Genomic DNA, 13495 nt, shown 5'->3' with positions numbered 1-13495 from the left:
GAAGTGTCCGGGCTGACGCTTCGCTGACAGACCCACCCGCTCTGCCGTAAATGAAAGGCCGAACATGCTGAATCGCAGAAAGATGCTGCAAGGAATGGCGACCGGCGTCGGCGCCGCGTTTGGGGCGTCCCTTCTCCCCGCGCAGCAGCTTTGGGCCTCGCCGGGCCTCACGACCACGCCGAAACGCGTTATTTTCTTCATGCAGAATCAGGGATTCGATCCGCAAACCTGCATTCCGGAAGGCATGAAGCGAAGCGGTTCGCTTGCGAAGGCTAAGCTCCCCGAGCCGATCAGCCCGCTCGAGCCATACAAGGACCGACTGCATATCATCAACGGGCTGCACGGTTTGCATACGAGCCCATCTCACAGTGCCTTCTTTGGTGCCCTGGGTGGTTATCGAGGCAGCGATGGCGTGCCGCCGAGTGCGGCGACCGTCGATTACGAGCTGAGCAAGATCCTGCCCGAGACCATGCTGCCCCATCTGTGTATCGGCATGGACTCCATCGAGAACATGAAGACCAAGCCAACTATCGCGACGCTGTCGGCCAGTGGCGCCGGTCAGCCGATCTTCATGCACTCGAATCCGAATCATCTCTATCAGATGCTCTACGGCGGCATTTCTTCCGGCGACATCCGTCTCCGCCACGAAGCCCGGTCCAACGTCTTCAATCAGATTGAACAACTCGCTGCGGCGGATGGACGGTCACTTCCCGTCTCCGATCAGCAGCGCTACGGCCAGTACGTGCAGGGCTTCAGAGATGTCAACGGCCTCAGAGACCGCCTCGAAACCGTGTCCGATCATTTGCGGAAGTTCGCCCCCGAAGTCGACGGCCGATACACGAATCCGGAATTCGAGACGGACTGGCACGACGTACTGCTCGATCTCGGTATTTCGTCACTAACCTCGGGGATTACCAACACGCTGACCATCGGGTCAGGCCGGGGCGAGATTTTTGGGGCGTGGAAAGGACTCGGCGTCGAACAGCAGGGCCATAATCTCGGCCACATGGATCAGCCGGGCAATCCCATCTGGATCAAGATCCGGCAGTACAACAGCCGCATGCTCGTCCGCATGATCGAAGCACTCGATGCCGTTCCGGAAGGCAGCGGAACGATGATGGATCATACTCTCATCGTCTACACCAGCAACAACGCCGACAAGCAGCACACAAACGGAGCCAACTGGCCGGTCATGCTGCTGGGCAATTTCGATGGTGCGTTCAAAACCGGCTGCTTTACTCAGCTCGACGGCAAACGCCCCATCAACGCCCTTTACGCAACGATCCTTCAGGCTGCGGGGCAAGATTGCGAACGTTTCAACATGAACGAGAAGCTGGCGCAGAAGTTCGATAACAGCGCTGGACCGATCAAGGAACTGCTGGCATGAACCGGGTTGGACTCGCCGCGATCGCAATCTCATGGAGCCTGCTCTCGTCGATCGCGAGTGCGGAATCCTTCACTCCCGGTGAGCCCGTCGAGAAGGACTTCGATGGCTTTGCCCGTCCCTTCCTGAACTCGCACTGCATCGATTGCCACGGCGAGATTGAACCGGAGGGCAACCTCTCGCTGCACGATCTCGGTCCGGTCGATGAAGTCAACGCCGGCATCTGGGAATCGGTCTGGGCACAGGTCACTCTCAAGGAGATGCCGCCGCAAGAGATGGACCAGCCTGAGACCGTGGAACGACTGCAGTTCTCTGCCTGGATCGCCAGCGAGCTCGATCATGAAATGCAGGCCCAGGGCGGTTTCCGTGCGCCCGACGATCCCGACAAGGGGAATTTCGTCGATCACGAACTGCTGTTCGGTTCGCTCCCGGAAGGCATCCGCCTGAAGCCGACTTCGTCCCCTGCCCGGCTCTGGCGAGTCACGCCGCAGGAACACATCACCCGACTGAATGAGTTGATCAATACGGAACCCGAATTCGATCCGGAGAAGCCCGGTCTCCGAACGCATGGTGATGCCGTCCCGACCAACCATGGCGGCGAACTCAAGCTCTACTTTGGAACCGATCGAATCATCTATTGGCAAGGCGGAACGGTTGCCTACGCAACGGCCGTCAAAAGCGTTCCCGCGGTCCTCTCCACCGCTCGCGATCACGGCCTGGAGAACTATCCGACCTTCTATACCGTTAACAGTGCCGAAGCGACGCAGATCATGAGCGTCGCTGAGGACATCATCCGCTACATGGCCGATGGTCCTCTCAGTATCGCGAAGCCGCACCAGATTACCGACGATGTCAACGCCGCCCGTGAATTCATGGAAGGGGACATCCGCGGCCTGCCCACCAGTCTCGTCTACAGCACCAAAACCGTGCGTCCTCTTACGCCGGTTTACGAGCTGTTGAAAGACGACGATATCAGCGAAGCCGAAATGCGGGATGCGGTCAACTTCCTGTTCGAAGCGCTCACATTTCGTCCGCCGAGTGACAGGGAATCGGAGGACTACCTGGCGATCCTGAAGCAGTCGATCAAAACGCTCGGCACCAAAGACGGCGCAGTGCTCGGGCTCACTCCGATCTTCCTGGATCGCGACGCTCTGTTCCGCCCGGAGCTCGTCCAGCAGGGCCCCACCGATGAGCACGGCCGCGTCATGCTGCAGGATTGGGAACTCGGACTCGCAGTCAACCATGCCCTGCGATACATCCAGCCGGATGATTCGCTTCGAAAGGCGATTATCGAAGGCCGCATGCGAACTCGCGAAGACGTCAAACGCGAGGTCGAGCGCATGCTCGCCGATGAAAGCCTCCGCAAGCCACGGATTCTGCAATTCTTCCGGGACTACTTCGATTACGATCGTGGAGGTTACATCTGCAAGGACTCGCGTGCGTTGGCCGACACTGGTGTGAACAACCGTGGCACGGCTCACTATCAGGCCATGTTCGACGCCACGGCGAGCACGGACCGGCTGATCGAGATGATCCTCGCCGACGACGAAGATATGCTCAAGCGTCTGCTGACCACGAAGATGGTTGTGGCGACCAAAGCCGACAATGTTTACTACGGCAAACGGAATTCAGCCGCCGAGATTCAAGCTTCAGTGGCGGCTGAGAAACAGGCTGAAGCCGAAGCCAAAAGGCAGGCGACCGCTGAACTTGAAGCTGCCCGGAAAGCCCTCACCGAGCTGGAAGAGTTCCTCGAAGCCAATCCCGACGAGGCTCGAAACAAGAAGAAAGAGCTGGCCGAGAAGAAGAGAGCGCTGGCCGCCGCTCAGAAAAAGCTTGAAGGCGACAAAGCGAACCGCCGCAACGCCCCCAATCACAAGGTGACCGAGGTCGCGCTGTCCGGTCCCGAGATTTACGCCCGCGTGAGTCGTCGCAGCTTCGGGAACGGATCCATGAAGCCGGAACGAATCCTCGCGACCGTGCCGAAAGATCAGCGTCTCGGCATTCTCACCCAGCCGAGCTGGCTCGTATCTCACTCCGACGCGATGGACAATCACGCCATCCGCCGTGGTCGCTGGGTTCAGGAACGCCTGATCGGCGGAGGCATTCCGGACGTCCCAATTACTGTCGACGCCATGCTGCCGGACGAGCCGCAGAATACGCTCCGCGAGCGGATGAGAGTCACGCGTGAGACCTACTGCTGGACCTGCCACAAGAAAATGGACCCGCTCGGGCTGCCGTTTGAGATGTTCAATCACGCGGGCCTCTACCGGGAGGTCGAACTCGACAAACCGGTCGACACGACGGGCGAGATTATCGACTCCGGCGATCCTGCACTCGATGGCAAAGTCGGGAATGCGATTGAATTGATCCAGAAGCTGGCCGAAAGCGAACGGGCTGAGCAGGTCTTCGTCCGCCACGCATTCCGGTTCTGGATGGGTCGCAACGAAACACTCAACGATGCCCCCGTTCTTCAGGATGCCTATCGTGCCTACAAGGAGAACGGCGGCAGCATGAATGCCCTGCTCGTCTCGCTACTCACGTCCGATGCGTTTCTCTATCGCACCCGGGACGAATAAGCCAACTTTCGTTCTGACTCCGCGTTCAATCTCAGCCAAAGGCTCGATGATGGTTGTAAGACTGATTCTGTCCGTATGCGCTTTGTTCTCGGTACTCTCGACCGCAGCCCCCGCGTGGTCTGCCGACGATCGGCCGAACATCCTGTTCATTCTGGCCGATGACGTCGGTCAGGAAGTTCTCGGCTGCTACGGCGGGCAATCCTACTCCACGCCCCATCTCGATGAACTCGCCCGGACGGGCATGAAGTTCCGCCATGGATTCAGCATGCCGGTCTGTCATCCGACACGGCTGACGCTCATGACCGGCAAGTACCCGTTTCGACACGGACAGGTGACCTGGGGAGATTTCCCGAAAGCCGAAGAGCCATTCACCTGGTCGAACCTGCTGACTGAGAGCGGCTACGCGACGTACATCGCCGGCAAATGGCAGCTCTGTCTATTGCGGGACGATCCGCAGCATCCTCAGCGAATGGGCTTTGAACATTCCGACCTGTTTGGCTGGCACGAAGGTCCCCGCTATTACGAGCCGATGATCTACCGCGATGGAGCCGTCCGCGAGGATACTCTCGGTCACTACGGCCCCGACCTCTATGTGCGTGGACTGATCGAGTTCATGAAATCGAACCGGGACCGTCCCTTTCTCGCTTACTATTCCATGGCCGTCTGCCATGAGGTGACCGACGATCTTGATCCCCCCGTTCCGCACGGGCCTTTCGACCGCTACGACAATTATCCGGAGATGGTCGCCGAAATGGACCGCAACGTCGGTCGGCTCGTGGCGGCTCTCGAAGCACTCGATCTGCGAAAGAACACGCTGATCATCTTCACGGCTGACAACGGAACGCCCCCCGAAATTATCATCCGGGCTGAGGGCAAAGAGCTGATCCGCGAATCGGTTGTCTCCGAGCAGAACGGCCTGCTTGTTCCCGGTGGCAAGAAAAAGCTGACGGACGACGGCACTAACGTGCCGCTGATCGCGAACTGGCCGGGGAAAATCCGGGGCGGACAGGTCGTTGATGATCTCGTGGACATGAGCGATTACCTGCCAACCTTCGCCGAGTTGACCGGTTCCAGGCTGCCTGAAGACCGGAAGATCGACGGCATCAGCTTCGCGCCCCGCCTTCTCGGCACAGGACAATCGTCTCGTGAATGGGCCTACGCCGAGGAAGCTGTTCTGCCCAAGCCGGGCGGCACGGAACCGGACGGCACCAGCAGCGGGCTCCGCTGGGTCCGCACCGGCGACTGGAAACTGTACAACGACGGCCGCCTGTTCCACATGCGGTCTGACCTTCAGGAACAACGCCCGATCAAAAAGAACGACGACACGACAGCTTCTCAAGCGGCGAGGAGGGAACTGAGAGCAGCATTCAAAGAACTGGAACTCGCCAATCGCGACGAGTAGCAGCAGCTCCGCACCTTGTGTTGTCTCATCCTGAGCTCATATTCATCTGGTTACAGTATCGCGAGTTGACTCCATGCACGGAAACCTGAGACTGGGCTTCGCTCTGTTTGCGTTGGCGTTCTTCATCAGTAACAGTGCCGTTCCCCGGACCGTCATCGCTCAGTGGCTAGAGGTTCCTATTGGTCGCGATAACCACGGGCAGCCCCTTAAAGCGACGGTCTCCCCGAACGGAAACGACGCCGCCGTGCGGGTGCTCGTTGTCAACGCGGGTGCCTGGATCAGGACGATATCGGTCGACGATCTCCCGGAAGCACTGGAGCTTTCCGCAATTGACCTGTTACTCACCAAGAGAACGTTTCCTCCGCGAGGAACAGCCTACAACGACGGCGACATCGCCGGCCTCTATTTCTGGCGATGGCTTGGCTCCCAGGGGTTTGATCATGTCCTTATTGTCGGAGACGACGGCCATGATTTGAAGAAGGCGCTCGAAACCAACGCCGTCGCGAAGATGGGTACGATTCCCTCCACTGTTGTCGCCTCTCCAGAGCATCTCGAGGCGCTCCTCCAGTCTGGAAATCTCGCTGCGAGGCATCCTGACAACGCGGCGACTGAACGTCGGAAACGGGCCGATCGCACGCCAATCGAAGTCGCCACCGCGCTGGCGGCTCATTACGGTCGGCGACTGGACAGCATCGCTTACATTCCATCACTCGCCGTCATCGGACGTCAGCGGCTGGGAGAGCTTACAGGGAATCAGAAGTGGAATGCTGAGGCAAATGCGGTCATCACGCCCTGGCTGGAGCAGGACCACACAACGAACTCAGGCAAGGTGCCCGGTGCCTCGACCGTGGCCGGGTACCTCGTCTTCGTCGACGCCTTTGACCGTGACGGCGAAGCTCGTGCCAGGAAGATTGTGCAGAACGTCGCTTCAATTGGAATCGACCGAAAGACGGGTGAGCCGGTCGATGTTGTTCCGAATCACAGTGAGATGAGCGATTCAGTCTTCATGGATCCTCCCCTACTTGCTGCCGCCGGACGCCTGACGGGTGACCCCAACTACTTTCAGGCTTGCCTGAATCATGTTCGCGCAATCCAGAAACTCTGTCTGCGTACAGACGGCATCTATCGCCATTCGCCACTCGATCAAGCGGCCTGGGGCCGAGGCAACGGGTTTCCGGCGTTGGGACTCGCGCTGGTCCTCAGCGAGATGCCTTCCACCTGGCCCGGGCACGCGGAGCTGGTTGACGACTTCCAGCACCACCTGGCGGCTCTACTGCCGTATCAGGATGCGACGGGAATGTGGCATCAGGTGATCGATCATCCTGAGAGCTACCCCGAGTTCAGCTGCACTTGCATGCTCACCTTCGCAATGCTTCGCGGAATGCGACTCGGGATTCTCGACGAAGAGATTTATGGCGAACCAGCGGCACGGGGTTGGGCGGCCATCAAGCGACGCATCGATACGAACGGTCTTGATCTGACTGACGTCTGCACCGGCACCGGTAAACAAAAGGACCTTGAAGCGTACTTTCATCGCACGGCGATCCTCGGCAAAGACGACCGCGGCGGAGCAATGGCTCTGATGCTCGCCACAGAGCAGGGCTTCCGGGACCGCGAGCACCCTGCTCAGGATTAAGCTTGCCACTGCCGAGCAGGCTTTCCATGCGGGACCGGTCGCCTCTCTTTTGAAGAGACAAGCACATACGGATCTGTCGTGGGAGCCATTAGACTAACGGCTGTTGTTCGTCGATCGGACCCGAGAGCTTATGGGCGATTCACGCAGGGGCCGAGGCGATCTGTTCCACGGGACGGCTGCATGTCGACTTTTGGGGTCGGGGTGCCAGTAAACAGAGTACGGCGAGCGGGAGCGGAGCGAGCGTGAAGACGTTCATGGCGACTGAGAATCGTCCGAACATGTCGAACGTGGCTCCAGCGAAGAGCGGGCCCAGGGCCGAAGATCCGACCATCAGCGTCATCAGGAATCCCCGGATTTTCCCCAGATGCGCGCGGCCGTAGTAGCGGGCCCACACCGGTTGAATCGCTCCAAAGAAGGTTCCCTGTCCGCAGCCAAAGATCACACCGGCCAGAATGATCATCCCTCCGGACGAAGCATAAGAGACGAGAGCCAGTCCGCTCGAGAAGAACAGCAGCCCCGCACTCAGTAGAATTCTCGGCGAGAAGTGATCAGCCAGCGCACCGCCGATCAGTTGCATGAAGATAAGCGTGGTCCCGAAAACAGTCGTCAACGTGGCGGCCTCGCCCGCACCAAAGCCGCGTTCACTGAGGATGGGAACCAGGCTGAAAAAGAGCGCCGTCTGGATGAGTGCATACAGCGCCTTGCCGCCTCCGAAGATCCAGAACGCGGGCGTCCGCATTGCCTCAGCGAGCGTAAAGTCGTTCGCGGAGAGCAGGTCTTCAATCTGCCCGTCGGCGGAGGACGTCGGCGGGATGGCTTCGACCCCATCCAGTCCCCTTCCGAACTCCGCCGGGCTGTTGCGGAACAGCAGCCAGAATAACGGCATCAGTCCGAACGCAATGATTGCTCCCAGGCACAGATACGCATTCTGCCAGCCGAACTGATGCAGCAGAAGAAGACCGAACGGCGGAGCGATCATCATCGACAGAGCGGTCCCTGTTGAACGCACGCCGTCGACCGTGCCCAGCTTCCGGTCGAACCAGAAGGAAAGCGTATTGCCGCTGAGAAACGCCAGGGCCCCGGGGCCGAGCATTCTCAGAAACGTGAAGCCGAGGAGCAGCATCAGCCAGTTTCCAACCAGCGACATCAAACCACAGGCGAGACTGAAGAGCCCCACCATGACAAGCATTGTGCGACGGAGACCGAAACGATCCATCGCCGTGCCGAACAATGTGATCGGCAGACAGCCAATGATAGTCCCCAGCGTGTAGGCTAAAGCCAACTGACTGTAAGAAAGCCCGAGGCTGGTGCGAATGTCCTCGTTGAAGATCATCACGCCATAAGTCTGACCGGGGGCGCTAGCTGCCAGAGCAAGCATCGCCAGCGGCAACATGACCCAGCCATAGTAAAACTTCCGCGATTGGGCCGGTAAGGATTCCGTCGGGTTCCTGGCCAGATTGCCGGTCATTGAAGTTGTGGACATAGGGGGGCAGACTTCGTGGGGAAGGAAGGAGGCGGGCGAGCGAGAGATCAAGACATGTGCATGCGTAAGTTCTTTTCTGGAAGCACGTTACGATCGAATGCCTGCCTGCATTTAAGACATCTGCCGCCAAGAGATCAACCTCAAAACATCGATCTGTCGAGAGTTGATCCGCAAAACCACTCGTCGATCGCTGATTCAAGGCTTTCGCAGCAGGGTGACATCGCCTCCGATCAGTTGGAGTTCCGCATTCCACTGGCTCGCCAGAAACTCGAAGGACTCGCTGGCGAAGAAAACCACGTGCGTCGGATCATTCTTGTAGTGCCAGTTGGCGAACTGATCGAGAGGAGGCAGTCGCCGGGTCATGATTCCCATCCACCCGCCCGGCTTAAGCACGCTCCAAAGTCGCTTCAATTCCTCGGCCGGGCGATGCAAATGTTCAAGCACCTCGGTGGTGGTAATGAACTCATATGTCTGATTCCAGACATATGGATTGGGGGCATAGAACGGGTCGTAAACCTCCGTAGGCCGCCCCGACTCGGCGAGCATCACCGAAAGCGTCGGTCCGGGCCCGCTGCCAAAGTCCAGCCCGCAGGCGCCTGGGGGAACCCTTTCGATCAGAGGATCGAAAAGTCGGCTCAGAAAGGCTCGGTAGTTGAGATCGGCCGGATGGTTCTCGTGAAAATCGTACTGCTCCTTCTCGGCATCGGAAGTGAGAAAGAACCGCTCGGGAACGAATACCAGACCACACGACTCACAACGCAAGAACTCCCGTTTCCCATCGCGAAAAAAGGGAACTGAATTCAAATTCCGACAGAGTGGGCAAGGCAGCTGATCGATGTGATTCTCTCCGTTCGTGAGCTCCTTCGAAAGACTGTCGTCCTCCGGAATGGAGGACCGTGCGAAGTCACGGCAGAGGCTCGCATCACAGAATAGCAACAATGCCAGAGCGAACGGACTCAACCGAAGTGCAATGAGAGAAAATTCACTTGCAGCCGATCACTGTGATTCGCTCCATTTCGTCGAACGGGAGGGCACAGGGACTGGTGTTTCATTCGCAGGCCCTAAGATATAATGAAAAAGAAGTAATCAACTTTCTCTCCAGCGCACAACCATTGGTGGTTGTCCCGCCTTCCCTTTACAACAGAGTGGTCAATGATTGTTCCTCACCGAGTAGCGGATGCGGCTGGTGTGGCACGGCATTACGATGAGCTTGATTCGTTCTACCGGGATGTCTGGGGCGAACATCTGCATCACGGATACTGGAAGACACGCCGGGAAAGTCCGGCCGCGGCCGTCGAAGGTCTGACACGGGAACTGGCCAACGAACTGAGCCTGCGGCCCGGCAACACGGTATGTGATGTGGGTTGCGGATACGGCGGAACGTCACGGCTTCTCGCCAGAGAATTTGGCGTGAGGGTAACTGGGGTGACAGTCTCCTCCAGCCAGCATCAGTACGCTGTCCAGGCCTCGCAGGACCTGGATTCGGTCAACTACATGCTCTGCAACTGGCTGGAGAATGATTTCTCGGATGGGTCGTTCGATGCCCTGATCTCGATTGAATGCCTCAGTCACATCGAAGACAAACCACGCTTCTTTCAGGAAGTTGCCCGGGTGCTGAAGCCGGGCGGACGAGCGGCGATGGCTGTCTGGCTGGCGGCTCCCGATGCCGGCCGCTTCTCCACCGAATACCTGCTGCGCCCGATCTGCGAGGAAGGCCGACTTCCCGGCATGGCAACCTCGCCGGAAGTCGCTTCAATGATTTCTGAAGCCGGGCTGCAACTCGATCGGGAGGTTGAGATCGGCCGGAACGTGCGCAAAACCTGGAGAATCTGTGCCCGCCGGCTCGCATGGAAGGTTTGCACGCAGGGCCGGTATCGAGCCGTTTTGCTCGACCGCTCAACGTCGAATCGCATCTTCGCTCTGACGTTATTCCGCATCCTAACGGCGTATCAGACTGGAGCCATGCAATACGGTCTATTCACCATGAGTAAAGCTCTAGCTGCTCCCGACTGCGAGGAGCAGACATGATTGGCCGTGCCCTTCGCCACAGACAGCGGGAACCGGAACTGATGGATCAGCCGGGTCTCGACGCCCGTCTGCACGCCCAGGCCCTGAATGGTCTGGCGCGGGTCAACACAATCAGCCGCACCGCTCCCATGCTCTGGAATCGCATCAGAAAGTTGCCGCGCAAGGCAGCCGAGCCGCTGCGGGTCCTCGATGTCGCCTGCGGTGGTGGGGATACGGCACTCTCGCTGGCCAGACTCGCCAGCCGGTCTGGCGCGAACGTTGAAGTGAGCGGTTGCGATTTCAGTTCGACCGCCATTGCACATGCCAGCCAGGCAGCCGAGTCTGCTGGAGTGCGAGTGCGCTTCTTCGAACAGGACGTCCTCGCGCAGCCTCTGCCCGACGACTACGATGTGATTTACTCCACGCTGTTTCTGCATCATCTCAGTGAAGAAGACGCGGTTCGCCTTCTCACCAATATGCGGCAGGCGGCGAGGCAGATGGTTCTCGTCAGCGATTTAAAGCGAACCTGGCGGAGCTACGCGATGACTTATGTCGGGATCCGTTTGCTGACGCGATCTCGCATCTGCCACGTTGATGGTCCCCTTTCCGTGAGGGCCGCCTTCACGCCGGAAGAGGCGCGGGATCTTGCGCTTCAAGCCGGTTTGAAAGACCACTCCCTCCAACTCTGCTGGCCCGAACGGTTCCTGCTGACCTGGAGGACATCGTGATTGCCGCAACGACCACTGTAAACGTGGCCGCCGAGAAATGCTGGGATGTCATCATCGTCGGGAGCGGTTTGGCGGGCAGCGTCGCGGCGATTGAACTGGCCCGAAAGAAGCTGAGTGTCCTGCTGCTGGATCAGAAATCCTTTCCACGCAGCAAACCCTGCGGCGGTTGCCTGAACGCGGAAGCTCTTCATCACCTGGAATCAGTCGGCGTTATCGACACGATCAACTCGCTCGGCGGCGAGCCGTACTCTCGTTTCGATCTGTGGACCCGAGGCCGAAATCTCTCATTGAACCTGCCGACCGGATTGGGAATCTCACGATATCGCCTGGATGCTGCTCTGATCGAAAGGGCTGTCGAGGCTGGTGCGGCCTTCCTTCCGGCAACATCGGGACAAGTCCAGCCGCGCGATTCTCAGTACGATTCGCGAACAGTGCTGTGTCGAGACGGGAACGTGCCAATCCCCGTTAACGGTCGCGTGATTCTCCTCGCCACGGGACTTTCGGGCAATCCCGTAACGGGACAACCCGGATTCGACTTCAGCACGGCGCCGAATGGCCGAATCGGATTACAGGCCACCGTTCCCATCGAAGCAGACTTCCCGCTGACGTCGGCCATCCATATGGCGGTCGGACGTTCGGGATATGTCGGACTCGCTCGGATCGAATCGTCGATGATCAACCTCGCGGCAGCGATCACCCCCTCTGCCCTGCGGAATCACTCACCAGCCGATGTTTGTGGTCAAATTCTCGCAGAGAGCGGCGTTCCGTTCGCCGTCGATATTCCCGCAGAGAGCTGGCAGGGGACGGTCAAACTCACACGCTCTCGCAAAACTCTCGCCGACGAGCGATTGTTCATCGTGGGGGATGCGGCCGGGTATATCGAGCCCTTTACGGGAGAGGGCATGGCAACTGCGATCCGAGGGGCGCGGGCGGTTGTCGAGTTCGCCGCAGCCGCCGCACAGGACTGGGATCCCCGTTTCGTCCGGCAATGGGATCTCACGATGCGGCGGAAGATTATCCGTCGCTGGCCGTGTAACGTCTTAAGTCAACTTCTGCGAGTTCCGGTCCTGGTCCGGTTGGCCATGGGAATCACGGTCAATCATCCCGTACTCGGTCGCACCATCGTAAAAAGTATAAATCGGAATTTTGTGGATGAAAAATCAATTACTGGGCCTCGGCACAGCCGTGCCGGCTGAGTCCGTCAATCAATCTGACGCCTTGCGAATGACAACGGACCTTGTCTGTCGTGATGACACGCAAAAGCGCTTTCTGCGTGTTCTCTTTTCTCATTCGGGGGTCGAGCGACGGCACACAGTTCTGCCATGGCAGATCGGTTATGAGTGGAAACAGTCTCCTTCGGGCGGCGACGAGCAAAGTGGTCCGAGTACTGGCGAGAGAATGCAGATGTACGAAGCTCATGCGTCCGAGCTGGCCATCGCCGCAGCTCGTGACGCGGTTGCCGAGCAGCAGATCGATCCCCGACTCATCACCCATCTCGTCACCGTCTCGTGCACCGGATTCTCATCTCCCGGAATTCCCGAGTATCTGAGCGATGCGCTCGGCCTGGGATCGACTGTGCAGCGCGTGCAGGTCGGATTCATGGGCTGCCATGGAGCAATAAACGGTCTGCGCGTCGCCCGCGCATTGACCGCGGAAGACCCACGGGCGGTCGTTCTGCTCGTAGCCGTCGAACTCTGCAGCATCCATTACAGAATGCATTGGGATGCAGAAGGAGTTAAGGGCAACGCACTCTTCGCCGATGGAGCAGCCGCTGTTCTCCTCGGAGCGTGTGAGCAACCAGACACCGGAGGCTGGACACTCCAGGGGACCGGGTCCTGTGCCATTCCGAATTCCAGAGACGAGATGTCCTGGATCATCGGAGACCATGGTTTCGAAATGAAACTTACAAGCCGTGTCCCCGTGCTCATCGAGCAGCACCTTCGCGACTGGATGGCCGCCTGGCTGGACCGATTCGGCTACTCGATCAACGACATCGCTGGCTGGGCGATCCATCCCGGAGGGCCTCGAATCCTGGAAGCGGCCGAGAAAGCTCTCGGACTGAGTCGCGAACTCTGTCAGTACTCCCACGACGTCCTGAGAGATTACGGAAACATGTCCTCCCCCACGGTGCTGTTCCTGCTCAACCGAATACGTCAGGACGTTCAGGGCCCTGTCGTCCTGCTTGGATTCGGACCAGGCTTGACTGCGGAAGCCGCATTGTTCGAACACACCGGCGAGTCGAGATAGTCTCTGCCGCGTTTGCATTCACAGGTGCGTCG

Annotated in this window: 10 protein-coding genes; 8 read left to right on the top strand and 2 right to left on the bottom strand. The window is 58.9% G+C overall.

Features of this window, described 5'->3' with window-relative positions; genetic code table 11:
* The first annotated feature begins 64 nt into the window (after window positions 1-64).
* From L1A08_RS20485 to L1A08_RS20470, 4 genes are all read left to right on the top strand, one after another.
* Complete coding sequence (locus tag L1A08_RS20485) at window positions 65-1387, top strand: DUF1552 domain-containing protein (protein WP_238758404.1); 1323 nt, start codon at window positions 65-67, stop codon at window positions 1385-1387.
* Window positions 1384-3960 carry a DUF1588 domain-containing protein gene (locus L1A08_RS20480; RefSeq protein WP_238758403.1) on the top strand — a complete coding sequence of 859 codons (2577 nt, stop codon included), beginning with the start codon at window positions 1384-1386 and terminating at the stop codon, window positions 3958-3960. The genes L1A08_RS20485 and L1A08_RS20480 overlap by 4 nt, the downstream gene beginning before the upstream one ends.
* A gap of 46 nt (window positions 3961-4006) precedes the next feature.
* Complete coding sequence (locus L1A08_RS20475; RefSeq protein WP_238758402.1) at window positions 4007-5362, top strand: sulfatase-like hydrolase/transferase; 1356 nt, start codon at window positions 4007-4009, stop codon at window positions 5360-5362.
* A gap of 73 nt (window positions 5363-5435) precedes the next feature.
* The gene (locus tag L1A08_RS20470; RefSeq protein ID WP_238758401.1) at window positions 5436-6998 is read left to right on the top strand and encodes a glycoside hydrolase family 88 protein; all 1563 of its coding nucleotides are present in this window, start codon (window positions 5436-5438) and stop codon (window positions 6996-6998) included.
* A 139-nt stretch (window positions 6999-7137) separates the two neighbouring features.
* On the opposite strand, the gene L1A08_RS20465 is transcribed toward L1A08_RS20470, so the two are convergent.
* Together L1A08_RS20465 and L1A08_RS20460 are read right to left on the bottom strand one after the other, a co-directional pair.
* Window positions 7138-8481 carry an MFS transporter gene (locus L1A08_RS20465; RefSeq protein WP_238758400.1) on the bottom strand — a complete coding sequence of 448 codons (1344 nt, stop codon included), beginning with the start codon at window positions 8479-8481 and terminating at the stop codon, window positions 7138-7140.
* Between the two features lie 195 nt (window positions 8482-8676).
* Window positions 8677-9243 (bottom strand): class I SAM-dependent methyltransferase, encoded by a 567-nt coding sequence (locus tag L1A08_RS20460; RefSeq protein WP_238758399.1) that lies wholly within the window; start codon window positions 9241-9243, stop codon window positions 8677-8679.
* A 390-nt stretch (window positions 9244-9633) separates the two neighbouring features.
* On the opposite strand from L1A08_RS20460, the gene L1A08_RS20455 reads away from it, so the two are divergent.
* The 4 genes from L1A08_RS20455 to L1A08_RS20440 are packed head-to-tail and all read left to right on the top strand — an operon-like array spanning window position 9634 to window position 13463.
* Window positions 9634-10509 carry an SAM-dependent methyltransferase gene (locus L1A08_RS20455; RefSeq protein ID WP_238758398.1) on the top strand — a complete coding sequence of 292 codons (876 nt, stop codon included), beginning with the start codon at window positions 9634-9636 and terminating at the stop codon, window positions 10507-10509.
* On the top strand, window positions 10506-11216 hold the full coding sequence (locus L1A08_RS20450; RefSeq protein WP_238758397.1) for a methyltransferase domain-containing protein: 711 nt from the start codon (window positions 10506-10508) through the stop codon (window positions 11214-11216). The genes L1A08_RS20455 and L1A08_RS20450 overlap by 4 nt, the downstream gene beginning before the upstream one ends.
* Complete coding sequence (locus L1A08_RS20445) at window positions 11213-12412, top strand: NAD(P)/FAD-dependent oxidoreductase (protein WP_238758396.1); 1200 nt, start codon at window positions 11213-11215, stop codon at window positions 12410-12412. Before L1A08_RS20450 ends, L1A08_RS20445 begins: the two co-directional genes overlap by 4 nt.
* Window positions 12369-13463 (top strand): type III polyketide synthase, encoded by a 1095-nt coding sequence (locus L1A08_RS20440; protein WP_238758395.1) that lies wholly within the window; start codon window positions 12369-12371, stop codon window positions 13461-13463. The genes L1A08_RS20445 and L1A08_RS20440 overlap by 44 nt, the downstream gene beginning before the upstream one ends.
* Window positions 13464-13495 lie beyond the last annotated feature (32 nt).

The organism is Rubinisphaera margarita (assembly GCF_022267515.1).
GTDB classification, from domain to species: Bacteria; Planctomycetota; Planctomycetia; order Planctomycetales; family Planctomycetaceae; genus Rubinisphaera; species Rubinisphaera margarita.
Note: the sequence above shows the minus strand (reverse complement) of the source record. Positions and strands in the feature narration are given on the sequence as shown.